A 25,951-nucleotide genomic window follows, 5' to 3' on the forward strand; every position below is an offset into this window, starting at 1 on the left:
ATGAATATTTAATTTTGTGCATGTAGTAGAGGAAGTAATGATCTTTAGAAGAGCGTTAGTATCTATATTAGTTACCACTATAGGACATAGCTACACAGCAGTTGCAGCTGAGAAAACGGACAATCTAGCTGATAATGGTAGTAGTTGGCTCAAAGAAAATAATGGTATTAATAAAATTATAATTGGGGAAAATGGTAATGGAAATAGCTTAATTAACAATGGTATTCTCATCCCTCAAGACAGTATTGGCAAGAACATAACAGAGAATAATGTTATTAACATTAAAGATACCACTGGATTAAACATTGATACTGTTTATGGAGGATATTGCCAAGGACAGAATCAAAGTTGTAGTGCAAATAATACGGCGGTAGTTGTTGATAATGGAACAAATATCAACTCAATACTTGGCGCATCTTCCACATCATCCACACAAACAGATACATCAAATACAAGTAATACCCTGACTTATACTAACAAAGCGGTAGGCAGCGCTTATTTAAATAGCGGTTCAGCTACTAATGATATGTACGGTACGCAAACAAGCACGGATACAACTGCCGTGCTTAATGCCAATGGCGGCAGCATCTTTGCTGTTACTAACGGTACTAGTTACACGAATGAAGCGACAGGTAATGCCCATTTAAACAGCGGCTCTGTTAACGGTAGCATGTATGGTGCTCATACGAGCGCTAATGCGACAGCTAGTCTTAACGTTCATAGCAATAATACCTATAGTGCTACTAATAACGCCAACTATACTAATGAAGTAACAGGGAATGCTTACCTAAATGGAGGTTCTGTTGGAGACTCAATATACGGTGCTTATGTAGAATCTACCTCAGCCTCTAATGCATCAACAGAAAATTACTCTAAAGCCACAGCAACTAATAGCGCAAACTTCACTAACAAAATAACAGGTAATGTTTATTTAAATGGTGGTTCAGTTGGTAGCTCTGCATATGGGGCATATTCATCCTCTAATGCTAGTACAAATGCTTTTATGAATGTGTCTTTCAACGAGCCTGCTACAACCAAAAATACCTCTACCTTTAATAACCAAATCTCAGGTAACCTCTTTTTAACCGGTACTACTGTTAATGGTAATATTTATGGGGCAGCATCAAATGATAGCTCTACTGTAATAGCTAAAGCTAACATGTCGAACACTCAAGACCCTAAAGTAACTAATAATGCTACTATTACCAGTAATGTAAAGGGAAATATCGCTGTAGATGGTGGAACTATTAATGGCAATATTTATGGGGCACATTCCAGTGTTACTGCTACCACGACTACTTTTAATAATGCCAATCACACCACTACTTTTAATATAACAAATCAAGGAAATGTTTCCTTATCAGGGAATGTAAACGTAAACAGCAACGCTGAAATTTGGGGGGGTTATTTAGATAATAATACACTCGCTACCACACCTGTTTACTATGAGATATTTAAAGGTAATACCTTTACAATGAGCTCAAGCCCCATCACTGTGAGCAAAATAGGTAATTTTGAGAATTATAACTTTAACCTTAACAATAATAACAAAACAGCCATTGCTAACAATCAGGCACTAGTAACCGTAACAGATACAATGCAGAATGATAATACTGTTGAAAATGATGGTACTGTCGGCGGTAAAACAACCGCCAACAAATCAACCGTATCAATTGCTGGTATCTCAGGCACGGGAATTGTTAAGAAAGGTGATACCATCACATTGATCGACTCAAGCGGTGCATCATCATTTAATGGTGGCGATAACACTGGGGATATCGGTGGATTATTTAATACACAAACAGGCGATACCACCAAGAATATTAAGGTTGGCTTAGTTGGAAAAGCCGATGTTAGTTACACCGTAGACACAGCTAATAATAAAATTTTAGCAACGGTTGATGATATTAGCGTAAGTAAAGATGATGTCACAGCAAGTGTCAAACCACTTGCTGAAGGTCGTCTTGCTGCTCTACAAAATACCACACGAGGAGCAGATTTACTCCTCGATGTAATGGGTAAAAATAAAGCAGTAGGTACTTTTACCCCCATCTTCGTCATTGATGGTGGATTGTACAAATATAACAGCGGTTCACATATCAGAACGCGCGATTATCGCACGATGCTAGGTACTCGTTATCAGTTTACTGATAATTTTTATGCAGGTATAGCATTTGAATATGGTCGTAGCAATTACGATACCTATAATAAATTTAACTCTGTTAATGTAAATGGTAATGGTCATACCTATAACTATGGCGCATCTATCTTTGGTAAATATACCTATAACTTAAATATAGGCGAGCTTTATACAGATGCTGTCTTTAGATTTGGTAGAACTCGTACCGAATTTAAATCACACGATATTATTACAGGTAGCGGTAGTTCTGCAAAATACAAAAGCGATGCTAATTATGTGGGCGGTTTAGTGGGTACTGGCTTTATTTACTCACTTAATAATACATCAAGTTTTGATACTTCTGCCCATTATTTCTATGACCAATTACGCTCAGACAGTGTAGTGATTGATGGCGATAAAGTTAACTTCAAAAGAGCCACCTCATCACGTGCACAATTAAAAGAACAATATAACTATAAACTCAATAATCTAGCAACATTATACTTCGGTGGAATGTATGAATATGAGTTTGATAGTAAAGCCCATGCCAATACTGCAGGAATTAGTATTGATGCACCATCGGTTAAAGGATCCACTGGAGCACTCGAACTAGGAGTAAAAGCAACGCCGTTTGTTAAGAACAAAGACTTAACGGTTAATATGGGTGTAAAAGGCTACGTTGGTAAACGAAAAGGGGGAGCTCTTTCGTTATCTGTTAACTATGATTTTTAGTTAATTATTATGTTAATCTATTGCTATTATCTAAATAAAGATAGTGGCAATGGATTAAGAGACTTCCAAATTATTTAAAATAATAAAAGCTCTTCGAAAAAAGCTACTGAATAAAAAATTATCTGACCGATATAGATTATTATTAGAAATACCTTTAATAAAAGAGAGAAGATCTTTTTAATCATCCTCTCCTCTATTTTATATCTCACTTAATATACAATGCACCCTTACCAGGGTAATACGCCATAGAACCTAATTCCTGCTCTATTCTCAATAACTGATTGTATTTCGCCATACGGTCTGAACGAGATAATGAGCCCGTTTTAATTTGCATACAATTCGTTGCAACGGCAAGATCCGCAATCGTGCTATCTTCTGTTTCACCTGAACGATGGCTCATCACACAAGCATAATGGTAACGCTTAGCGAGATCAACTGCTTGCAATGTTTCTGTTAACGTCCCTATTTGATTCACTTTAACCAATAAAGCATTTGCTAGCCCTTGATGGATACCTTCTGCTAAAATTTTTGGATTTGTCACAAACAGATCATCACCTACTAATTGTATTTTCTTCCCTAATCGTTTAGTGAGTATTTCCCAACCAGCCCAATCACTTTCCCCCATACCATCTTCAATAGAAATAATCGGATATTGATTAGCCAATCTTTCTAAATAATCTGTAAACTGTTCTGAGTTTAACGAAAGCCCTTCAGCTGATAATTGATATTTACCCTCATTACAAAACTCACTCGCAGCACAGTCTAAAGCCAAAAATACATCTTTACCTGCATGGTAACCTGCTTTTTCAATAGCCTCTAATATAAGTGTGATCGCTTCTTCATGTGAGTTAAGGTTAGGAGCAAAACCACCTTCATCACCAACCGTTGTGGCAAACCCTTTTGCATTACAGATTTTTTTTAGCACTTGAAAAATCTCAGCGCCACACCGTAATGCCTCTTTAAAAGATTTAGCCCCCAATGGCATAATCATGAACTCTTGAATATCCAGACTATTATTAGCATGTGCACCACCATTGATCACATTCATCATAGGTACAGGCATACTGATGGGGCCTGCACCACCAATATAACGATACAAGGGTAATCCTGATGTTTTAGCAGCTGCTTTAGCTACCGCTAAAGAAACTGCCAACATTGCATTTGCCCCTAAACGGCTTTTAGTCGGCGTACCATCTAGCTCAATTAATCGCTGATCAATTAATTGTTGATTAGTTTCATCCTGTCCAATTAATGCAGTATTAATTTCTGTATTAATATACTCAACGGCTTTCAAACAGCCCTTTCCAAAATAACGATCTTTTTCGCCATCTCTTAGTTCTAAGGCTTCTCTACTCCCCGTTGAAGCTCCAGAAGGAACAGCTGCTCTACCCCTTATACCCGAAGTAAGTAATACATCAGCCTCAACTGTTGGATTGCCCCGAGAGTCGAGAATTTCACGGCCTATTATTTGTGCAATGGTCATCGTCTGCCTCTTCTCAAGCTATAAAATTAATATTGCTCTAAAATCATTAATATTGGTTCTACTAGGTGTTGTTATGACTAAATCACCTAACTCACTAAAAAAGCTATAGGCATCATTTTTAGCCAAATATTGGGCAGCAGATACCCCTTGTTGATCAGCTCGAGTCAAAGTATCTGGCGTAATAATAGCGCCTGCATTGTCTTCACTACCATCAATACCATCCGTATCACAAGCAATGGCATAAACATTATCTAAACCATTTAACTCAATAGCTAATGATAAAAGGAACTCTGTATTTCTCCCCCCACGACCACCTTCTGAGTTAATTGTAACGGTCGTTTCGCCACCCGATAATAATAAGGCAGGCTTAGCAATAGGTTCATTATTTTGTTTGATGTGCCTTACGATACCAGCGTGCATAGCAGCGACATGGCGTGCTTCTCCCGTAATACTATCCCCTAAAAATAAAACATTAAGCCCCATTTCTTCAGCTGCTTTTTCCGTTGCTTTAAATGCTTCATACGGTGTCACAATAAGATGAGACTCAATATTACTTAATGCTTTTGGGGTTTCATCTTTTTCAGTTACCGTAGCTAATAAATTTGCTGCCGCCTCAGGAAGTTGTATTTTATATTTTTTAAGAATACGCCTTACATCAGCAAACGTTGAAGGGTCAGGAACTGTTGCGCCTGAACCAATAACTGACAAATCATCTCCCACTACATCGGAAATAGCAAATGTAATTACTTTTGCAGGTGCTGCGGCTTGAGCTAAACGTCCACCTTTAATAGCAGAAAGATGCTTACGGACTACGTTCATTTCATCAATAGGTGCACCACAAGCTAATAATTGCTTAGTGATAACTTTTTTGTCTTCTAAACTAATACCTTCACAAGGCAAACTCATTAATGCAGAAGCGCCACCAGAAGCCAAAAATATTACAAGATCATCAGCCGTTGCTGACTTGGCATACTCATATAAGCTTTTGGCAGCCTCTTGTCCTTTACTATCAGGAATAGGATGTGAAGCCTCTATCACTTTGATATGTTTCGTTGGCACGCCATGGTCATAGCGGGTAATTACCATCCCTTCAATGGGAAATGGATAAACGCGCTCTAATTCAGCCGCCATACTCGCTGCTGCTTTACCTGCACCTAAAACAATGGTTTTGCCTTTTGGTGGTGTTTTTGGTAAAAAATGCTCCATTTTACCTTCAGGCATTGCCGCATGTAAGACAACTCTAAGCAGTTGATTTAGAATTTCTTTTGGCTGACGCATGATATATACCCCCAATAAATAAAAAACAATAGCTCTCGATTATAAAACAATATTTATAACAAAATTTTTTAGTCTAACTGGCTAAAGGATTAGTTTACCTCCCTTATCTAGCCCGATAAGAGAGGTATAATTAAAAATTATTTTTTAATTTCAACCTTAGCAGCTTTCTCATAGAAACGTGCAATAGCACTGTGATCAAGATCACCCATACCATCTGTACGCAAGGCTTGCATAATTTCCATCACCGCTGCAGTTAATGGTAATGAAGAGCCCACACCATGCGAAGTATCTAGTGCATTCTGTAAATCTTTAATGTGCAAATCGATACGGAAGCCAGGTTTAAAATTGCGGTCAAGTACCATCGGAGCTTTCGCATCTAATACTGTACTACCCGCCAAACCACCACGAATTGCTTGGTATACTAACTCAGGTTCAACGCCTGCTTTCGTAGCTAAAGTAAATGCTTCTGACATCGCCGCAATATTTAACGCTACAATGACTTGGTTTGCTAACTTAGTCACGTTACCTGCACCAATACCACCGGTATAAACAACAGAACCGGCCATTGCCTTCATTAAGTCATAATACTTATCAAAAAGTGCTTTATCGCCACCCACCATAACAGAAAGCGTACCATCAATAGCTTTAGGTTCACCGCCACTAACAGGCGCATCAAGCATAGCGATACCTTTTGCCGCTAATGCATCATGAATTTCACGGCTAGCCAATGGAGCAATAGAACTCATATCAATGAGTACAGTCCCTTTTTTCGCTACATCAACAAGACCACCTTCGCCTAAAGCCACCTCTTTTACATGAGGCGAGTTTGGAAGCATTGTGATAATAACGTCGCTTTGCTCAGCCACTTCTTTAGTAGATTGCGCAGCTTTCGCACCAGCAGCAGCAACTTCTTTTACTGTGTCTTGATTATGATCATAAACCACTAATGAATAACCTGCTTTTAACAAGTTTTTACTCATTGGTTTACCCATAATGCCTAAGCCAATAAAACCTACGATCATGTTATTTTCCTCGCTTATTAATAAAACTAATATTATTTTAAATATTTATCTGCTAGTGCTTGAGTTGCCCCTCTAAAGGCTCCTAAATCACTACCTACACCAACAAACGTTGCACCCATTTCGATATAACGACGTGCATCAGCTTCAACAGGTGCTAAAATGCCCACACTTTTATTATGAGCCTTTGCCACATCAAAGATACGTTGAATAACTTTTTGTACATCAGGGTGCCCGGGCTGCCCTAAATGATTTAATGCAGCTGATAGATCACCAGGGCCAACAAATAATAGATCCACTCCGTCAACGGCGGAAATTTCTTCTATATTATCAACACCCTGCTGACTTTCAATTTGAACCATCACACAAATATTTTGATTTATTTTTTCAAAATAATCAGGAATTGTACCAAAGCGATTGCTACGGTGGGCAACAGATACCCCCCTAAAACCTTCTGGTGGGTAACGAGTTGACTTTACCGCTTGAATAGCTTGCTCTTTCGTTTCAACCATCGGAATAAGGAAGTTATAAAAGCCGATATCTAAGAGTCGCTTTAATAATACAGGATCATTAGAAGCTGGTCTCACAATAGGTGCGCTTTTACTGTCTTTTAAGGTCATTAATTGTGGAATTAAAGATAGCACATCATTACACGCATGCTCACTATCTAGCAACAACCAATCAAACCCTGCCAACCCTAAAATTTCGGTTGTTACAGGGCTACCTAAAGCAGCCCAACAACCAAACAATTTTTTTCTATTGAGAACATCTTGCTTAAATTGATTAAAACACGTATTTTCTTTAGACATTTTCTTTCTCTCACTCAACACTAACGAACTAGACAAGGACGTTTATTATCAAATGTCCAATTAGGAATCAAATATTGCATGGCCATCGCATCATTGCGAGCACCTAGTCCCATATTTTTAAAGACTTCATGAGCTTTTAAAACTTGGTCCATATCGATCTCAACACCTAAACCAGGTTTCTTAGGTACTTGAATCATTCCTTTAACAATTTGTAGAGGTTCTTTGGTGATACGCTGATTACCTTCTTGCCAAATCCAATGAGTATCAATGGCAGTAATATTACCTGGTGCAGCAGCAGCTACATGGGTAAACATCGCTAATGACACATCAAAATGGTTATTGGAGTGAGATCCCCACGTTAAACCGAACTCATGACACATCTGTGCAACACGAACCGAACCATTCATTGTCCAAAAATGTGGGTCAGCCAGAGGAATATCTACTGATTGTAATGAAAGCGCATGCCCCATTTGACGCCAGTCGGTCGCAATCATGTTGGTTGCTGTCGGTAATCCTGTCGCACGTCGAAATTCAGCCATGATCTCACGCCCAGAATAGCCTTGCTCTGCACCACAAGGATCTTCTGCATAAGCTAAAGTACCTTTTAAATACTTACCAATTTTAATGGCTTCTTCTAATGACCATCCACCATTAGGATCTAATGTCACTCGAGCGTTAGGGAATTTTTTCTTAATGGCGATAATAGCTTCGGCCTCGTCTTCACCACGTAATACGCCACCTTTTAATTTAAAATCATTAAACCCATACTTCTCATAAGTAGCTTCAGCCAAGCGTGCAATCGCTTCTGGAGTTAACGCTTCTTCATGGCGCAAACGATACCAATCACAACTTTCATTAGGTTGACTTTGATAAGGAAGATCTGTTTTCTTTCTATCACCTACATAAAATAAATAACTTAATGTTTCTACCTCATCACGTTGTTGACCATCACCTAACAATGAAGCTACGGTTACATTTAAGAATTTACCAAGTAAGTCAAGCATTGCAGCTTCAATAGCTGTCACCACATGAATTGTTGATCGTTGGTCAAAGGTTTGATTACCACGCCCCCCTACATCACGATCAGCAAATTGGGTACGCACTTTATTCATGATATTTTTATATTCGCCAATCGGTTGACCAATAACTAATGATTTTGCATCCTCTAGCGTTTTTGTCACTGTGCCAACACAAGGCACTTCACCAACACCCATATTGCCAGAGTTATCTTTTAAAATAACAATATTACGGGTAAAAAATGGAGCATGTGCACCGCTTAAATTTAACAACATACTGTCGTGACCAGCAACAGGAATGACTTGCATCTCTGTAATTACGGGTGTCTTATTACTCATTCAGATATCTCCTAATCTATTAATTAGCGAACCATACAAGGTCGTTTGCGATCAAAAGCCCAACCCGGGTAATAAAACTGCATGGGTATGGCGTCATTACGAGCCCCAGTAGGTAGTTTTTTATGAAGTTCATGTGCTTGTTGAATCTTATCCATGTCTAACTCAAGCCCCAGCCCTGGCTTATCGTTAAGTTTTATTTTACCATTGATAATTTGCAGTGGATTCTTGGTTAATGTCATGTCTCCTTCTTGCCAAATCCAATGAGTATCTAATGCTGTTGGATTTCCGGGTGCAGAGGCGCCAACATGGCTAAACATTGCCAAAGAAATATCAAAGTGGTTATTTGAATGGCATCCCCACGTTAATCCAAACTCGTTACAAAGGTGAGCTACTCGGCTCGCACCTGTTAATGTCCAGAAATGGGGGTCGGCTAATGGAATATCAACCGATTGAAGCATGATAGAGTGACACATTTCGCGCCAATTGGTAGCCACCATATTAGTTGCCGTCGGGAGCCCTGTTGCTCGCTTAAACTCCGCCATCACTTCACGACCAGAGTAACCTTGCTCAGCACCACAAGGGTCTTCTGCATAGGTTAATACATCATGCATATCTTTACATAACTCAATGGCCTCTTGAAGTGACCAACACCCATTAGGATCAAGTGTTATACGCGCATCAGGAAAATTCTTCTTAAGTGCAGCCACCGTCTCAATTTCTTTTTGACCTTCAAAAACACCACCTTTAAGCTTAAAGTCTTTAAAGCCATAAAGATCTTTAGCAGCCGCAGCTAAGTTAATCACAGCCTCGGTACTCATAGCCGCTTGGCGACGAATACGATACCACTCATGTCCTTTTGTAACAGGTGCTTGGTAAGGTAAATTAGTGATCTTATCATCACCAATATAAAATAAGTAACCTAGCACTGTCACTTCATCCCGTTGCTTTCCTGCTCCCAGTAACTCAGCAACAGGCACATTTAAAAATTGCCCCATCAAATCGAGTAAGGCTGCCTCTAATGCTGCTACGGCATTAACACGTAGCTCAAAGGTCCATGCCCCTTTTCCAAAGGTATCGTAATCAGCATCCAAATACCCTGCATGCATATCGTTCACAATACGATTTAAGATAGAAATAGGTTTTCCTTCAACATGAGGTATCGCCTCAGATAATGCTTTAAAAATAGTTTCTCCACCGGGCGCTTCACCTGCCCCAATATGCCCTGCATTATCTTTTAAAATAACAATATTACGCGTGAAATAAGGAGAATGTGCACCTCCTACATTTAGCAACATACTGTCATACCCAGCTACGGGTATGACTTGCATTGAAGTGATCGTTGGTGCTGCTTGCGTGTTCATAATAGTATTCCTAATAATTAGAGAACTGGTTTTTCTTAACTTCCATTCGTTTAATAGGACCAACAATAAATAAGAAACTAAAAGCTGCAAGGAATGCATGGGCAGCGACAAAGACTAATGCCCACTCAAAACGGCCTGTAACATGCACAATATAACCGATAATAATAGGAGAAATAATACTAGACGCATTACCAAACATATTGAATAAACCGCCCGCTAAACCACTGATTTCTTTAGGTGCTGTATCTGACATTACAGCCCAGCCTAATGCCCCAACACCCTTACCAAAGAAAGCCAGTGACATAAAGAAAATAATCATTGTGATAGAATCAACATAATTGCAAAGGATCATCATCATTGAAAACAACATACCAAAAACGATAGGCGTCTTACGTGCAATGGATAATGAGCCTGTTTTTCTTAATAAGAAATCAGAAAATACACCCCCGGCGATTCCGCCGACAAAGCCACAAACCGCAGGAATAGCAGCCAAAAAACCAACAGACTTAATATCCAGTCCACGCTCAGTTGCCAAATAAATAGGGAACCATGTAATGAAAAAGTAAGTCAACACATTAATACAATACTGGCCTAAATAAATACCTAGCATCATTCTATTTTTAATTAACTGTAAGATATAACCTAATTTAGGCCCTTGATCTTCCTTTCCTTCTTCCTTTTTTTGATCCATATCCACTAAACCACCACCTTCGGCAATATATTCAACTTCTTCTTTGTTAGCCCATGGATGATCTTTAGGATTATGCACCATAATAATGGTCACAAAGCTAATAAAAATACCTAGCCCACCCATAAAGAAGAACACTGATTGCCAACCGTACTCATGAGTTAACCAACCCATAATCGGTGCAAAAATAACCGTGGCGAAATACTGTGCAGAATTGAATATTGATACGGCAGTTGCACGCTCTTTGGCAGGGAACCAAGCAGCTGTAATTCTACTATTTCCAGGAAATGAAGGTGCTTCGGCCAATCCCATAAGAAAGCGGAAAGTAAAAAGCATTATCAATGCCCATGCACCAATAAAGAAATGGATGGTTCCTTGAAGCAAAGTAAATATTGACCAAAAAAAGATACTACAAAAATAAACGCGTTTAGAACCAAACCGGTCTAATAACCATCCCCCTGGTAATTGGCCTATGACATAAGCAATACTAAATGAGGAAATAACCCAGCCCATGGCAGCAGCATCAAACCCCAACTCACCACTCATGCTTTTGCCTGCAATACCTATGGTTGCACGATCACCATAGTTAATGGCCGTAACAATAAATAGAAAAACAACCATCATCCATCGGACATTGGTACGCTTAACACCTTTCATTCCTTGTGTTGCCACACCTGTATTCTCAGCCATAATAAATACCACCGTAATTTTAAGCAGAAACTCTGTTCATTGATGTTCGATTTAATGCTGGAACAAAATGTATCATCTAGATTCATAACAAAGCATTAGGCAAACGCACAAGATTTATGGTGATTACTTTTTTTAAAATGGGCAGACACACGAACATCTTATAGTTCATATATATTGCAATACAGGACTTGGGCATATTCACTAACATTTTCCTCTGCATCAGCACAAAATTATTAATTTGCACACTGTTGTTTTCAAAAAAATAGCATACTATGGCAATGGATTAGAAATTATAAACTCACAACATGAGGGAATAGCTATGCCTAATGAGGTCGAAAAAACCCCTTTATATATAAAAGTTCACATCAACGATAATGTGGCTATAGTGGTTAACGACAACGGCTTGTCTGCTGGAACAATCTTCCCCGATGGACTAACCTTAATAGAAGATATTCCACAAGCGCACAAAGTTGCCCTCACCGATATTAAAGATGGAGACCCGTTCATTCGTTATGGTGAAATTGTTGGTTATGCCATAGGTGATATTAAACAAGGTAGTTGGGTGCATGAGGGTGTAACACGGATGCCAACAGCCCGAGCACTACATGAGCTTCCTATTGCAACCAAAACACCAAAACCACTTCCACCACTAAAAGGTTATACGTTTGAAGGTTACAAAAACCCAGATGGTAGTGTAGGTACTCGCAATCTACTGGGTATCACCATGAGCGTTAATTGCGTATCTGGTGTTGTTGAATATGTGACTAAGATTATTGAACGTGACCTGCTGCCTAAATACCCTAATGTTGATGGTGTCGTCCCCTTAGTTCATCTTTATGGCTGTGGAGTCGCCATTGATGCTCCGGCTGCTATTGTACCCATTCGCTCTATTCACAATCTCACTAAGAATGCTAATTTTGGCGGTGAAGTAATGGTTATTAGTTTAGGGTGTGAAAAATTCCAACCAGAAAGGTTATTAAAAGGAACCGATGATACACAAGCCATCAAACTCGTTGATGAAGATGATATTGTCGTACTACAAGATGAACAACATCATGGGTTTCAGTCTATGGTTGATCACATCTTACGGGTAGCAGAAAGACATCTTAAACGTCTCAATAGCCGAAAAAGAGAGACTGTTCCAGCCTCAGAGCTTATCGTTGGTATGCAGTGTGGAGGAAGTGATGCTTTTTCTGGCGTCACAGCTAATCCATCGATTGGCTTCGCCGCTGACTTATTAGTTCGCTGTGGTGCAACCGTCATGTTTTCTGAAGTTACGGAGGTCAGGGATGGGGTTCACCTACTCACGCCACGCGTAGTCGATGAAGAGGTGGGTAAAGCGCTTATTAATGAAATGGCTTGGTATGATGAATACCTAGAAACAGGTAAAGTAGACCGTAGTGCCAACACAACTCCTGGGAATAAAAAGGGAGGGCTTAATAATATCGTTGAAAAAGCTATGGGATCTATTGCTAAATCAGGGACAAGCGCCATTGTAGAGGTATTAAAGCCAGGACAACGTCCCACCAAGCGTGGCTTAATATTTGCGGCAACACCTGCGAGCGATTTTGTTTGTGGTGCTCAACAAGTTGCATCAGGCATTACTGTTCAAGTATTCACCTCTGGTCGAGGAACACCTTATGGCCTAGCGGCTGTTCCTGTTATCAAAATGGCTAGTCGAAACGCTATTGCGGAACGTTGGTTTGACCTAATGGATATTAGTGCGGGCGATGTTGCTTTAGGCAAGAAAACGATTGAAGATATCGGCTGGGATCTTTTTAAATTAATTTTAGAAGTGGCGAGTGGTAAAAAACCTTGGTCAGATCACTGGGGATTACATAATCCACTGGCTATATTTAACCCTGCTCCTATTACATGATTTAAATATCGCCATATGAGACCGAACTAATCATCGGTCTCATGCAGTGCATCTTCCACTGAATTTTTCCCATCTAGCTGTAATGCAATATACATCAATAATCTATCATCTAATAACTCAATATTAAGCCCTGTGATAGTAGCTACCTTCGTTAACCGATACTCTAACGTATTACGATGCACATGCAATGCTTTAGCTGTATTACCCATCTGTAAATTGTGTTTAAACCACGTACGTAATGTTTTTTGTAATACACCGTTGGTATCTTGTGTTTTCAACCTATTTAAAGGTATTAAAAATTCTGAAGCAGTCCAACCCGTATTCAATGAGTTTAATAATACGGGCAATGGCATGTCTTGATAATAATAATTTTTTACGTCAGGCATCCGCTGCCTACCTATCATTAATGTGGTATAAGCTGTTTGATAAGAATACGCCAAGTGATTATTGTTACCGTCTATCCCCTCCTCAAAATAACGGCCTAATGCTGTTCTAATATTTAGCTTGCCGCGCTGCTCACTTAATACGATTAATTGAGCCAGTCTTTTTTTATGTTCTTCAATATCCCAACGACCATATTGATTCATGGCAGGGGATAAAACAATCATTTCAGTCAATGAGCGAATAGCAAATAAACAACCTATATTTTGAGCTACTAAAAAATTTTGCAGCAACTTAATTTCATCAATCGCAACCTCTACTTCTAAGTCATCACTATCGATACCAAATACTATTGCTACCCTAGGAACACTTAGGTCTATCCCTAAACGCTGCGCCCATTCATAGTGACGTTTTGTTAACTCTTTAGACTGTAATAAATCAAGCACTAACTCCTCTCGTAGCCGCGTTTCCTGAGCAACACTTCGAAGCAGTTTAGCCTGCTCCATCATCATCACAGCTGACATACATACCAACTCGCCAAACTGTTTTAGAGCTGAAGGTTCCCCTGTTAACCCAATCACCCCGACCACTTCATCATCAATAATTAAGGGTAAGTTAACGCCTGGACGAACACCGTGTAAATCATCACTCATTTTTGAGTCAATTGATATCATTCTTCCTAATGATAAAACCATCATTGCGCCTTCATGCAACTCACCTATTCGCTCAGGGTCTCCACTGCCAATGATTAAACCATTGGTATCAATAATGTTGACATTACAACCAATAATTTTCATGGTTTTATCAACAATTCGTTGAGCTAATTCTGAAGTAAGAAGATAAGCACTCACACCACACGACCTATTAGTAATCTATTTTTTTTAAATTAATGAAGTCTTATAGTCTTGTCAAGCGAATAAGGGTATTACCCAATTAACGGCAATAATTCATATCAACTTGTTTGTATCAATTATCCATAACCATCTATCAACTTATAACCATAGGGGTTGCTGCATCAAAAATACTAGCTATTGGGGATGTCTAATCGCATCATCCTCTTTTTTTCATCATTAAAATAACAAGGTAAAACTAAACAATGTCTAAATGCATCTTTTTCAAAGGAGGATTAAATGCATTGTCTAGCAAAGTAAGTTCTTCCATTGTTAGTTTAAGGCTAGCCACTTGTGCATTCTGAAGTACATGGTCTGTTGTGGACGCCTTAGGTATAGCAATAACATTGCCTTGGCGAATGCACCAAGCTAACAAGAGTTGTGCAGGCGTACAATGCTTAGATTCTGCAATACTTACAACGTTAGGGTGATTCATTAACCCTTGCCGTAAACTTCCACCTTGTGCAATGGGACAATAAGCCATGATAGGAATATGGTGGCTTTTACACCAAGGCAGTAAGTCATACTCAATCCCTCTCGACCCTAAATGATAAAGCACTTGATTAACCATACAGTGTTTACCATCGGTTATATCCCATAGTTCTTGCATATCAACTGTATCTAAGTTAGAAACGCCCCAGCGCTTGATTTTTCCTTGCGCAACAAGTTTTTCCATCGCCTCTATCGTTTCTACTAAAGGAATATTGCCACGCCAGTGCAGTAAATAAAGATCTAAATAATCTGTCTTTAACCGTTTTAATGAGGACTCACAAGCCACCACCATTTTCTTTTTATCTGCGTTATATGGAAGCACTTTTGACACTAAAAATGCTTGATCTCTAATAGGTTCCAACGCTTTTCCCACCAGTAGTTCAGCACCGCCAGAACCATACATTTCAGCAGTATCGACCACCGTCATCCCCAATTCTATACCGAGTCGTAGGGCATCAATTTCTTGTTTTGCGCTATCTGGATTTTCTCCCATAAACCAAGTACCTTGCCCAATGGCAGGGACAGCAGTACCATCAGGAAAAGCAACTTGCCGTGAAAAATAGCCCTGTTTAATTTGAATATTATTCAGCGACATTTTAATCTCCTGTTTTATGAATACCTATGCAAATATACACCTTCTATAAAGTTTTTATACAACTAAGTTACGTCTGTATCCAATAAATATAAACATAAAAAAATCCCCTTACGGAAAACCGTAAGGGGATTTCTATTCAGACCATTAGCCATTAAGCGCTAATAGGTGCTCTCCAGTCATCAGAACCTGAAGTACCAGCTACCTCATGAGTCCAAGTGATTTTACGATAAGTGAAATATACATCTTCTAAATGCGTAAAATGCGCCATGTTAGGATCTTGGCAATTAGGCATGCTGCTTTGAACATCAACAATGATTGCATCTTCTAATTTAATAGTAAAATAATGCTCTTGTGTACCAGAAGCAGATGTTCTATACCATTTGATAGTACAATCGCTTAAACGCTCACCAGAAGTTAATGCATTGAAAATTAAAGGTGATGATTTATCAAATACTTTAGTAATTCTTAAAGGCTTGTGTACACGTTGACCAGTTGGTTGACCAGATTGTGGGTCACGTGGAATGATCACTTGATGTTCAAATCCTTCAACTAAGATTTCATCTTCATGACCTTCTTGATAGATGTTACCTACTGATTCTTCAGTAAAAGTACCAGCCGTAATTAAACCTTGTTTAGTTCCGTTAATAGTTAAATACGCAGGAGTTGGCATATCTTATTCCTTCTAAATTAAGTTAAATAAAATAGCGTATAAGCTATACACTACAATGAATATACATAAGCAAATGCTGTGCCAAAATAAAAATAAACAAATAATCCATTGAATTACAATACTTTATTTTAATTCAATAATAAAAAAGTCTTATACTGTCAATAGAAGACCTTTAATTCGAGCAATTTATTGCTCACTTAAGAAAAACATTGCGCAATACAAATAAAACAATAATAATCAATAGATTAAAAATAAAAAAGCACCAAATTAAAATATTAAGTACTTCTTTTGTACAATTTTCTAAAACCAATAGAAATAACGCTTTTTATATGGTTGAAAAGCATTTTTTAATTCTTGAGCTGTTATTAAACGATCATGAGGCTTTATAGCTAAACCACAACATAACGTTGCCCATTGTTTCTTAGACAGATCTTTAGGTTTAGTGGGCTTAACTGTGTATTTTGTTTTTTTATCAATATAGTAAGGATTTTGCCCCGTTAGCAACTCATAAATAATGCAACTTAACGCAAAAATATCTGTTTTTGTTGTTAATGAGATATCTTCTAATAACTCAGGGGCAGCATATTTTGGCGTCCAAGCGTTAAAGCGCTTACGTGATATCTTAGGCAAAATAGATAAATCACCTGATAACATTTGCCCAAGGCCGAAATCAAACAACACGCATCCATTCTGTGTCAACATAATATTGCTTGGTTTTAAATCACCATGAACAATATTATGCTGATGACTATAGTCTACTGCATCGATAATTTCCAAAAGCATTGGCGTTATTTTGGGTAAATTTGTACCCAATGGATTCTCTATTAACCACTGATCAAGCGTCATTCCTTTTAAAAATTCAAGTGTTAAGAAAGCTCGCTCTGTTGTTGCATCAATATCAAATTGAAAAGACCTGACAATGTTGGGATGGTTTAACGTTGCCAATAATGCATACTCGCTATAGAGCAAATAATTCGCATCTGTAAAGCCTGCAAACTCTTCTTTGAATATTTTTAATGCAACATAAGGAGAAGGATGATTAAAGTGTGCCGCCAAACGGTCAAAAGCTCTAAAAACAATCGCCATACCGCCCACACCCAAGATTCTTTCTAACTGGTAACGCCCAGCAACTACCTGTATAGGAGCACTAGAACCTATAGCTGGAGGAGAAGCGGCACTATCAATACTATTTACAGACATAAATAAACTATCGGGACTCATGAGAAACGACAACAATCGCCGTTAAATTATCTTTGGCTTCTGTTGCCAATACATCTTGAAATAATTGCTCAACCGCTAACTGAGGCGAAGGCTTAGTCATTACCTGATACAACTGATCATACCGAATATATTGATATACGCCATCAGAACATAATAAAAACTTATCTCCCGAGATAATCTCCATCTCCACAATTTCTAGACGCAACTCTTCATTTGCACCAATTGCTCGGGTTAAAGCAAAGCTCCCTTTTTGCTGTTGAGCTTCTTTTTCTGAAAAAGCTTGTTCATCTACTAACTCTTGCCATAATGCATGATCTTTAGTGACTTGATAAATATTATTTTTACGAAATAAATAACAGCGACTATCCCCAGCCCAAATACAGGCCATCCGATGGCTGTCAATGAGTAAGACAATGACCGTACTCCCCATCACTGTTGGAGGCTGTCCCTGAACTACTGTTTTATCTTGAGTAAACGCCTTATTGACTTGGCGTAAGGCTGTCGTAACTTGTTTTATACGGTCATTAAAATTATCAACCAATTCGATATCGGCCACAGCTTCAACAACCATTCGGCTAGCTAGTTCTCCATGTTCATGCCCACCCATTCCATCAGCAACTACCCAGATCTTACGATCTGGGTAGTTAATAAATGCATCCTCATTTTTTTCTCTGACTTTACCACAGTCAGTCCTAGCTGCACTCTTTACTAGCATGTTTACAAATTATCCCTTAATCCAAATGCTCGATAAACTTTTACATCAAAAGGATTAGGTGAACGCTGTGTTGATAGTAAATAATTTGCGTATTTTCCATCCACATTTGTCTTAAGTACCATCACATCACGACCAGAAGCATACGAGATTTCCATTTGATCGATAAACCTAAATAAAGACCACGCACCTGGCTCTGTTTGATAAGAAGTTTTATTGCCTGACAAGTCCTCAAAACGCTCAGAAACAACACTCGTGTCTGCATTTTCAGTAGGCCAAACAAGGCGTGTAGAAAGAATTGGGCCATGTCGATATTCAAACCGCTGATTACCGATTTGTAAAACCACTTTACTTAATGTCGCCTCTAAAAAATGAGGTTCTAACTTAAAGCTTACAGATGGATACTCAGGACTATCGCTAAACAATCCACCCTGAATAACACGTACGACTCTAAATTGTGCTAATGTCGCATTGCTGATAGGAAGACTACGCCCATCAATAGTTTTTACTTGATAATAACTGCCATTTGTAGACACAAATGGTTTTAAATTACTTTCATAGAAACTATCCATGACACCGCCTGGCTTGAAGAAGCGTGTAAAGTCAGACATAGCCACATCAGTATCTGCTTTACCATTAAATGGGTAACGTCCCTTAATTGAACTATTATAGAAACTATACACATTCGCTTTATAAGCCTGATTGATATAATTATAAGAGCTCGCCAATATCAAGCGCCAGTTGTCATCAGCAATTTGGGTATACCACTTATCAAAAGGTGTAGGTAAACGTTTAACTGCATTTTGAATAACTGATAACGTATCTTGTTGCCCCGTCATCCTTTCCTTAGCCCAATCCAATGCAGCCTGCTCTGGCGCACTATCTCTTGCTAACCCAGAAATTTTCTGATTTAAATCATTTAAAGCTTGTGATGCAGCCGCATAATCTGAACTTGGCGAACCGTCATCCAATAACAACCGATGGTAAGGCGTAAACATTTGTACCATACGCTTCTTACCTTGTTCAGGCACACTCGCCGCGGCCAGTTTTTTCGCACCATCAATACCGGCATTAACACCTTTAACGGCTGCTTTTTTGGTTGCCTGTTTTGCCATCTGCTTAACAGTACCATTCGTATTAATATCACCTGTTTTATCTTTTAGAACATCACCACTGTTTTCATCTGGCTCTGGAATAATACCAGGTAACTTAGTGTGTTCCTTAATTTCCCCAAGTAATAATAAGAACGGACTACTCGCTGAGGTTAACCCCGTTAGTTGAGAATCACTTTCTGAGAATGAATTTACATTCGATAGTTTCAAGCCAGAAATTGTGCTACTCCATTGATCGGTATAATCAATAAAGTAAAGCTGCTCAACCTGAGCCATTAACTTTTGTATCTCCGCAGGAGAAAGAGTATTAGCATCGCCTAAAACCCAATTATTTTTAAGCGTTGTTGTAATATACTTTGAACCATTGGTTAAAAAGTACTGCTGATAGCCTTGTTTTGTAAAGAAACCAGGGATCTTTCGATCAGCTCCTTTTATTAAATAACCTTGCGAACCAAGGTGATCTGATAGTCGATAATCTGGCAAAATAGTTGCTTCTTGTTTCATCGCGTTGTAAACAAGATTAGCCAAAGGCTCATTACTTAATATACGTCTTGCTTGTGAAACAAGTTCATTATTCAGTGGATAAATAAAGTCTAAGGCAAGCAATCTTGTTAAATGGCCTTTTAAATCATTTTGTAGCTCTGTATTACCTGGATAAATATTCGCCCAACTATCAGTCAATACTGTTGATAAATAAGCTTTATCTCTGTAATTAACATAATTAAGCATTAAATAAGCACGTAAACTGCTTAATAACTTATCTCTATTGCCAAAATTGCTTCTTATTTGTGTTTCTAATTGACGCGCAATAGCCGGTAACATTTGTTTGAGCAATTCTTTGTTATAAACAGCTAAAACGGTAGGAGTTGTCTCTTTACCTTGATACAAGCCTAGCCTGTGCGCAATAGATAAATCATTATCTGTGGGGAAAACCTGATAAGCAGAATAGCCTGTATTTAATACAGATTTTAACTGTGATAAATCACCACGAGGCAGTAATTGCTTTTGCTCTTCAACTAGTCTTTTACCCAGATCGTCGGTCTCTTTTAAATAACCATTATTAGCTGAAAAACTATAGCCCCAGAGTGCACCAACACCAGCCAATGTGGCTAACGATCCGATATAAATACTCCGTTGTCTCCACGTTAAGCGTTTTCTTTCTGACTCATCCAGTGTTGCCAACTCCGACTCAGGGAAGATAACAGATGTAAATAATTGATAAAGAAAACGCGGTCTACCTTGTCGATACACAGGAAGTGCTTTGCTCGAAAGTCCCAAGTTTCTACCAATTCTAACGGTGTGTTCATCAAGATGTTCTATTGCATGAGGAGTACTCATAAAATAGAACCCTCTTAAATGACTGGCCTCTTGGTAACGATTACCAGAAGTCGCCAACTCAATAAACAAACTTAATTGTTCAGCAATTAAATTAAACTGATAAGGAAAATCTAATATTTTTCCACGGCGCTGAATATCTCGCTCTTGATGTAAATTACTGACTACTTGTTTATTTAAACGCTCTAACAGTCTTTCAAACTCATAGTTTGTCATGTCTGCGGTGATAACTTTTTGTTCTTTGGTAAAAGTTACGCCAAGAACTTGAGCACTTTCCTCTTGAGAAAGATTATCAAAGAACTCATTAAAGCCAATAATATGGTCAGCTTTACTAAATAGCATATAAACAGGGCACTCTGTACCAAGTCGTAGCTGAATATCATGTAGCCGTGCCCTTGTTTGGCGAGCAATACGCTCTAAATTAATTTCATCTCGGCTTAATAAATCATCCACTGGAACATTGACTAATACCCCATTAATCGGACGGCTTCTCTTACGACGACGCAATAAATTAAGAAGAGTTAACCAGCCTGCACTATCTACTTCTGAATTTTCTTGAGAAAAGTAACGCCCTGAGGTATCAATAACAACACCATTTTCAGCAAAATACCACTCACAATAACGAGTGCCCTCAATATTTTTGGTTAAACGTTGCTCAATTTGGTTTAAAGGAAAGTTAAGCCCTGAAAAATCTAAGATACTCGTTTTTCCACTCGACTCAGGGCCTATGAGTAAATACCATGGTAAATCCTGTTTCCAACCATGACTTCTACCTTTATAAATACTGGATTTCTTTAGTACCTGCATTGCTTTTTTATACAAAGAAGTAACTGACTTACGTTCCTCATATATTTTTTCTTCAAGAATCTGTTTTTCTTGTGCTTGATCGGACGTCAGCTTTTTCTTTTGTTTAGCCGTTTCACGCCAGTTAAGAAAAACAAGTAATAACCCCCAACATAAAATAATAATGCAAATGGTTACTAAACGAGAACTTGTAGATTCCCAAGGCTTAGAGTCAGCAAACCCGAAATATGGGAAGAGGAACCAAACCAATAACGCTAGGACTAATGCAATACACAGTGTCCATACCCATCTTTTTTTGAAAAAGATACCTAGTTTCTTAAAAAATCTTTTCATCAAAAAATCCTTTATCTCACCGTGTGTTGTTTTGAGTTTCTTGAGTTAATGTGGTTTCTAAGTTTTGGTACGGCACTAATGCATCTTGACGCTCTTGTTTTAATACAAAAGCAAAACCGCAATACATAATGACCAAGCAAATAACCGTAAAAATCACAACCATCCACCAGGGCACAAGTCTAATTAAGCCACGCCGGTGTGTCTGTAAACCTTGCCACTGTGGTGACAATGCCTTAGGAACATCACCTCGTAGTTGCTTAATTTGACGATATAAACTATCTCTAATAGCTTCTAGCTCCAGTGTGCCACGATTAACAACGCGATATTTACCCTCGAAGCCAAGTGATAAGCAAACATAAATCAATTCAATGAGTGGTAAATACTTAACAGGATTACGCGTGATTTTATCTAATAGTTGGAAAACTTTTTCCCCACCAAAAGTCTCATTATGAAATGAAGCCAGCATACTGTATTTAGACCAAGTACTTTCGACACCCCAAGAGGTACAGACCACAGCTTCATCTAAAACGGTACACATCACATAGCGAGCACTCATGACTTGGCTATTTTCAACGCCACTTTGTAAAGCAATACGCTCAAAACGTTTTATTGCATCAATATAATTATGTTGTAATGCATCCAAGTCTTCTGGTGGTGCATTATTACGCAGCCTAACAATCTCAGAAAGAATATGTGCCCCTGCAGAAATAAGAGGATTCAAACCCACTATATTTTCATCAACAGGTCTCAATCTTGCTGCAAAAACCATTTTATCATCCAATGCAGCATATTTTGGTGCATCGGGGATGTCTGTTAACAACGGCACAGAGTCTGCTTGGCTTTCATTAAAGCGGCTACTAATAACCGTTTTATCATCTCTTTCCATATTATCTTCCCGCCCTAATTACGAATAGCCCAGAATTTAAGTTCAAGATTATCAAATGCACCTGACACATGGAAAGCAAAGCCTCCCGAACTTTCTAGCTGTGCAAGATCATCTGAGCTTAACTCAAGTGCAAAATAAATTTTTCCTGAATGGAATGGTATTTGTCTTGGCGCCACAGGTAACGCTTTAATTTTAACACCGGGCAAATGAAGATTAACCAATTGCCTAATTCTTTCAACAGGCCCACACTTCAAATACGCAGGTAACTTACTTCGTAAAAACTCAGGATCACAAGAAGCACTAGCCGCTAAAATAAACTTAGAGTTACTCAACATACTATGATCATGTAAGGGTGATACTTGAATACCATAAGCACGTTGTTGTAATAACAACTCGATAGCATGCTGCTCCAATACCATAGACAATACTTGACGGAGTCTTTCCATTAACTTACGGTAGCAAAGCCCTTGATCACTATGCATATAATAGTAATCCATACTGGGGCGTTTAGCATCACTCGCATAAGTGGCCAACTGTCCGTATAAACGCACTAGCTCCTTATAGACATCCTCAGGATGTGTTTTATCCGCTCGAAGATAGTGTCTTAACAACGGTTCAACGCTATTAATTAACTGTAACATTAATAAATCGCCTACTTCTGCACTTTGTGTTTTACCGCTGGCATTAATCCTTTCTGCGAGGCGGTCACCACGATGAACAAGCATACTAATAACTTCTTTTAATGAAGACAGTAACACAGAAGAGGCATGTAAATTTAAGTACGTTGGAACATATTCACTGTCCAATGCAATTGTTTTATCAGAACTACAATCTAAAATATGGCAAATCTTTAAAAATACAAACGCACTATTATTTTCTTCATCACCCAAAATTAATCTAAAATCGGGTTGACAACTATTAATCATAATAATATTTGAATCAAGGCTATTGGCATCAGCAACTTCAATTTCACGCATGATATAGCGTGCTAATACGTCAGTTTGCGAAGCCTCTCTCACCTCAATATGATTATCTGTTGAAATAGGCAGTGCTAAATAAACGGGTTGATTATTAGTATTAGGTGGAATATCCAGTGCTAATGGCTCTAATTCCTTTCTGATTTCAAAAAAAGAACCATCAGGCAAAACGCCTTTAGCCTCATTAACAACAATTTTACCCATATTCAGATATTGAGTATCTATTTGTAAAGAAATAAAACCCCACGTATTACTGGATAGTAATTGCGTACGTATAGCTAGCTGCTGGCTATAATATCTATCATTGTGTTGGAAATGCTGCGGTCTTAGCAACATCCCCTCCTGCCAAACTACTTTTTGAGTGCTCATAACATGATATCCAATTATCTTTCGTTCATTGGCAATGTTTCATTAACCTTCAGTGCTCTAGGATCAGTATTTTTATAAATACCATCACTGGTTAAAACCACATTGACATAAAGCTTTTCTTTAGGGACTGTTTTAACAATATAGCGCCAATCAGCTGATGATAAATCACGATAAGCAGCGACAATACCTACATATTGACTAGTTTCAGCTACTCTATAACGTAGATGTATCCGTTGACGAGGTGTTAACTCCATTTCCTCTACAGCCACCAAATCTTCACCTAACACATTTTTTGCGTCATTGTACAAACTAAAGAAATCTGCATTCATAAAGTTCACTGCATTTTTTAACTCATAGATTCGAACAACAATAGGCGAAGGTCTTCCACGCAAGTCTGGGTTTAAATAATCACTACCATTAAGTCGAATATTAACCTTAGTAACATCTGAATATGGGTTCATCCAAGAACAGCCTGTTAATACTGCTATTATTAGTAATAAACCTAATAATCTTAATTTTGCCATTTATTTATTCCTTAATTATCATTTAATGAAGCTAAAAGTCTTACCTGTTCTTCATAATAAGTGGTAAAGTCTTTACTAAATAGTCGATCACTCCACTCCACATCTTGTTGTAATAAGTTATGATAGCGACAGTAAGTACGCCATTTCCAAGCACTTCCTTTAAGCATCCCACTCTCACCACGTTGCTCAAAAGCAAGAACCAACTGTTCAGGAGAGAATTGATGTATGACACCTCTTACAGCACCTCGACAAGCGGCTAGTAGTGCCACTTGGTGCGCTTGTAGATCTCTAAACGCACGATTAATTGCCTGCTCAGGCGTTAACTGACTTGGATTATGCTTCGTTAACAAATCATTAATAGCGCTTTCTGCATCTGCCGTATAACGTAACGGATTATTTCCCGTAGCTTGTACAGTGGTAATTGGTAGCCTTAGCTCATTCTTTAGCTCTGAACGTGTTCTTAAACTTTGCTGAACACCAATAATACATTGCTTAAATAGACGTGCGGTGTGAATAGCTAACTTTTCTTTTTCAGCATCATCAAACTTAGAGATATCAATACCTAGCTCAGCAGAAAACTTATTCCAAAAATCACTTGATAAATTAGCAGCAGGTTTTACAGGCATTTCTACAACTGGAGGAGGTGTTGGCTGTTTAACTTCTGGAATAACATCTTCCACAAGCTGTGGAATTTCTAAACTCTCAATATCAACACGTGCATAATCTCTGCGTTGCTCTTCACGTTGATCATTACCTTTCATAAAATCAGCTAACTCATCCATGTCAACATACTGAAAGGGCTCTTGTTCGATTGCTTTAATCGGATCTAAATCCAAAAACGCATCATCTGGAATAACAGACCCTGCATCAACAGGTTTGCCTACAACATTTTCAAAAACTTCAGGATCATAAACCAGACGTGCCCGAATATCAAAATCACCCAAACAGAATACAGCACCATGCTCAACTAAAAAGGGCTCTCCTGCTGGTAGCTTTGAACCTGTATTTTTTAAAACAGTGCCATTACTGCTCACATCAGTAATATAAAACTGATTATTTTTGGTACTGATCATGGCATGATGTCCTGACACATGACGCTTAGGGTCAGGGATAATCCAATCACAATCAGGCGCACGCCCTATAATACCACCAGCACTTTTAAAATCCTTGCTTTTTGTAATATTGTCAGCATATTGCTGATCACTAATAATCTCTAAAATAAGTTCCACAATAATTA

General features: G+C 38.4%; 19 protein-coding genes. 2 read left to right on the top strand and 17 right to left on the bottom strand.

Annotated features, from left to right (window positions below):
• Positions 1-37: 37 nt before the first annotated feature.
• Positions 38-2,851: a beta strand repeat-containing protein gene (locus DM558_RS10425; RefSeq protein WP_127163951.1), complete on the top strand. Its 2,814-nt coding sequence runs from the start codon at positions 38-40 to the stop codon at positions 2,849-2,851.
• Between the two features lie 205 nt (positions 2,852-3,056).
• Here DM558_RS10425 and eno read toward each other — a convergent pair whose 3' ends face one another.
• From eno to DM558_RS10460, 7 genes are all read right to left on the bottom strand, one after another.
• On the bottom strand, positions 3,057-4,334 hold the full coding sequence (gene eno, locus DM558_RS10430; RefSeq protein WP_127163952.1) for a phosphopyruvate hydratase: 1,278 nt from the start codon (positions 4,332-4,334) through the stop codon (positions 3,057-3,059).
• Positions 4,335-4,352: 18 nt separating this feature from the next.
• The gene (locus tag DM558_RS10435) at positions 4,353-5,615 is read right to left on the bottom strand and encodes a glycerate kinase type-2 family protein (protein ID WP_323368284.1); all 1,263 of its coding nucleotides are present in this window, start codon (positions 5,613-5,615) and stop codon (positions 4,353-4,355) included.
• A 134-nt stretch (positions 5,616-5,749) separates the two neighbouring features.
• Complete coding sequence (gene garR / locus DM558_RS10440; protein WP_127163954.1) at positions 5,750-6,634, bottom strand: 2-hydroxy-3-oxopropionate reductase; 885 nt, start codon at positions 6,632-6,634, stop codon at positions 5,750-5,752.
• Positions 6,635-6,666: 32 nt separating this feature from the next.
• Positions 6,667-7,440, bottom strand: a complete 774-nt coding sequence (gene garL / locus DM558_RS10445) for a 2-dehydro-3-deoxyglucarate aldolase (protein ID WP_127163955.1) — start codon at positions 7,438-7,440, stop codon at positions 6,667-6,669.
• Positions 7,441-7,460: 20 nt separating this feature from the next.
• Positions 7,461-8,795, bottom strand: a complete 1,335-nt coding sequence (gene gudD / locus DM558_RS10450) for a glucarate dehydratase (protein ID WP_127163956.1) — start codon at positions 8,793-8,795, stop codon at positions 7,461-7,463.
• 23 nt (positions 8,796-8,818) lie between these two features.
• Positions 8,819-10,156: an enolase C-terminal domain-like protein gene (locus tag DM558_RS10455; protein ID WP_127163957.1), complete on the bottom strand. Its 1,338-nt coding sequence runs from the start codon at positions 10,154-10,156 to the stop codon at positions 8,819-8,821.
• 10 nt (positions 10,157-10,166) lie between these two features.
• Positions 10,167-11,501, bottom strand: a complete 1,335-nt coding sequence (locus DM558_RS10460) for an MFS transporter (protein ID WP_127164877.1) — start codon at positions 11,499-11,501, stop codon at positions 10,167-10,169.
• A gap of 352 nt (positions 11,502-11,853) precedes the next feature.
• Between DM558_RS10460 and garD the strand changes: the two genes are divergently transcribed.
• Entirely contained in the window at positions 11,854-13,413 is a 1,560-nt protein-coding gene (gene garD, locus DM558_RS10465) for a galactarate dehydratase (RefSeq protein WP_127163958.1), read from the top strand.
• A 26-nt stretch (positions 13,414-13,439) separates the two neighbouring features.
• Here the strand turns inward: garD and DM558_RS10470 are convergent, their stop codons facing one another.
• The 10 genes from DM558_RS10470 to tagH form a co-directional block, all read right to left on the bottom strand.
• Entirely contained in the window at positions 13,440-14,645 is a 1,206-nt protein-coding gene (locus tag DM558_RS10470; protein WP_127163959.1) for a sugar diacid recognition domain-containing protein, read from the bottom strand.
• Between the two features lie 238 nt (positions 14,646-14,883).
• A complete protein-coding gene (locus tag DM558_RS10475) occupies positions 14,884-15,771 on the bottom strand; it encodes an aldo/keto reductase (protein WP_127163960.1) in 888 nt (295 codons plus the stop codon).
• 151 nt (positions 15,772-15,922) lie between these two features.
• On the bottom strand, positions 15,923-16,441 hold the full coding sequence (locus tag DM558_RS10480; protein WP_109701762.1) for an Hcp family type VI secretion system effector: 519 nt from the start codon (positions 16,439-16,441) through the stop codon (positions 15,923-15,925).
• A gap of 300 nt (positions 16,442-16,741) precedes the next feature.
• Entirely contained in the window at positions 16,742-17,641 is a 900-nt protein-coding gene (locus DM558_RS10485; protein ID WP_164731440.1) for a serine/threonine-protein kinase, read from the bottom strand.
• A 7-nt stretch (positions 17,642-17,648) separates the two neighbouring features.
• Positions 17,649-18,377, bottom strand: a complete 729-nt coding sequence (locus DM558_RS10490) for a PP2C family protein-serine/threonine phosphatase (protein WP_127163962.1) — start codon at positions 18,375-18,377, stop codon at positions 17,649-17,651.
• Positions 18,378-18,379: 2 nt separating this feature from the next.
• Positions 18,380-21,958 (bottom strand): type VI secretion system membrane subunit TssM, encoded by a 3,579-nt coding sequence (gene tssM / locus DM558_RS10495; RefSeq protein ID WP_127163963.1) that lies wholly within the window; start codon positions 21,956-21,958, stop codon positions 18,380-18,382.
• A 16-nt stretch (positions 21,959-21,974) separates the two neighbouring features.
• The gene (gene icmH, locus DM558_RS10500; RefSeq protein ID WP_127163964.1) at positions 21,975-22,844 is read right to left on the bottom strand and encodes a type IVB secretion system protein IcmH/DotU; all 870 of its coding nucleotides are present in this window, start codon (positions 22,842-22,844) and stop codon (positions 21,975-21,977) included.
• Between the two features lie 14 nt (positions 22,845-22,858).
• The gene (tssK, locus tag DM558_RS10505; protein ID WP_127163965.1) at positions 22,859-24,190 is read right to left on the bottom strand and encodes a type VI secretion system baseplate subunit TssK; all 1,332 of its coding nucleotides are present in this window, start codon (positions 24,188-24,190) and stop codon (positions 22,859-22,861) included.
• A gap of 14 nt (positions 24,191-24,204) precedes the next feature.
• Positions 24,205-24,714, bottom strand: a complete 510-nt coding sequence (gene tssJ, locus DM558_RS10510) for a type VI secretion system lipoprotein TssJ (protein WP_109701756.1) — start codon at positions 24,712-24,714, stop codon at positions 24,205-24,207.
• 11 nt (positions 24,715-24,725) lie between these two features.
• A complete protein-coding gene (tagH, locus tag DM558_RS10515) occupies positions 24,726-25,943 on the bottom strand; it encodes a type VI secretion system-associated FHA domain protein TagH (RefSeq protein ID WP_127163966.1) in 1,218 nt (405 codons plus the stop codon).
• Positions 25,944-25,951 lie beyond the last annotated feature (8 nt).

The sequence above is a fragment of the Entomomonas moraniae genome (assembly GCF_003991975.1).
Lineage (GTDB): Bacteria > Pseudomonadota > Gammaproteobacteria > Pseudomonadales > Pseudomonadaceae > Entomomonas > Entomomonas moraniae.

Coding starts and splice junctions, on each gene's coding strand:
- DM558_RS10425 (WP_127163951.1), top strand. CDS start 38: ATGATCTTTAGAAGAGCGTTAGTATCTATATTAGTTACCACTATAGGA.
- eno (WP_127163952.1), bottom strand. CDS start 4,334: ATGACCATTGCACAAATAATAGGCCGTGAAATTCTCGACTCTCGGGGC.
- garR (WP_127163954.1), bottom strand. CDS start 6,634: ATGATCGTAGGTTTTATTGGCTTAGGCATTATGGGTAAACCAATGAGT.
- garL (WP_127163955.1), bottom strand. CDS start 7,440: ATGTCTAAAGAAAATACGTGTTTTAATCAATTTAAGCAAGATGTTCTC.
- gudD (WP_127163956.1), bottom strand. CDS start 8,795: ATGAGTAATAAGACACCCGTAATTACAGAGATGCAAGTCATTCCTGTT.
- DM558_RS10455 (WP_127163957.1), bottom strand. CDS start 10,156: ATGAACACGCAAGCAGCACCAACGATCACTTCAATGCAAGTCATACCC.
- DM558_RS10460 (WP_127164877.1), bottom strand. CDS start 11,501: ATGAAAGGTGTTAAGCGTACCAATGTCCGATGGATGATGGTTGTTTTT.
- garD (WP_127163958.1), top strand. CDS start 11,854: ATGCCTAATGAGGTCGAAAAAACCCCTTTATATATAAAAGTTCACATC.
- DM558_RS10475 (WP_127163960.1), bottom strand. CDS start 15,771: ATGTCGCTGAATAATATTCAAATTAAACAGGGCTATTTTTCACGGCAA.
- DM558_RS10480 (WP_109701762.1), bottom strand. CDS start 16,441: ATGCCAACTCCTGCGTATTTAACTATTAACGGAACTAAACAAGGTTTA.
- DM558_RS10485 (WP_164731440.1), bottom strand. CDS start 17,641: ATGTCTGTAAATAGTATTGATAGTGCCGCTTCTCCTCCAGCTATAGGT.
- DM558_RS10490 (WP_127163962.1), bottom strand. CDS start 18,377: ATGCTAGTAAAGAGTGCAGCTAGGACTGACTGTGGTAAAGTCAGAGAA.
- tssM (WP_127163963.1), bottom strand. CDS start 21,958: ATGAAAAGATTTTTTAAGAAACTAGGTATCTTTTTCAAAAAAAGATGG.
- icmH (WP_127163964.1), bottom strand. CDS start 22,844: ATGGAAAGAGATGATAAAACGGTTATTAGTAGCCGCTTTAATGAAAGC.
- tssK (WP_127163965.1), bottom strand. CDS start 24,190: ATGAGCACTCAAAAAGTAGTTTGGCAGGAGGGGATGTTGCTAAGACCG.
- tssJ (WP_109701756.1), bottom strand. CDS start 24,714: ATGGCAAAATTAAGATTATTAGGTTTATTACTAATAATAGCAGTATTA.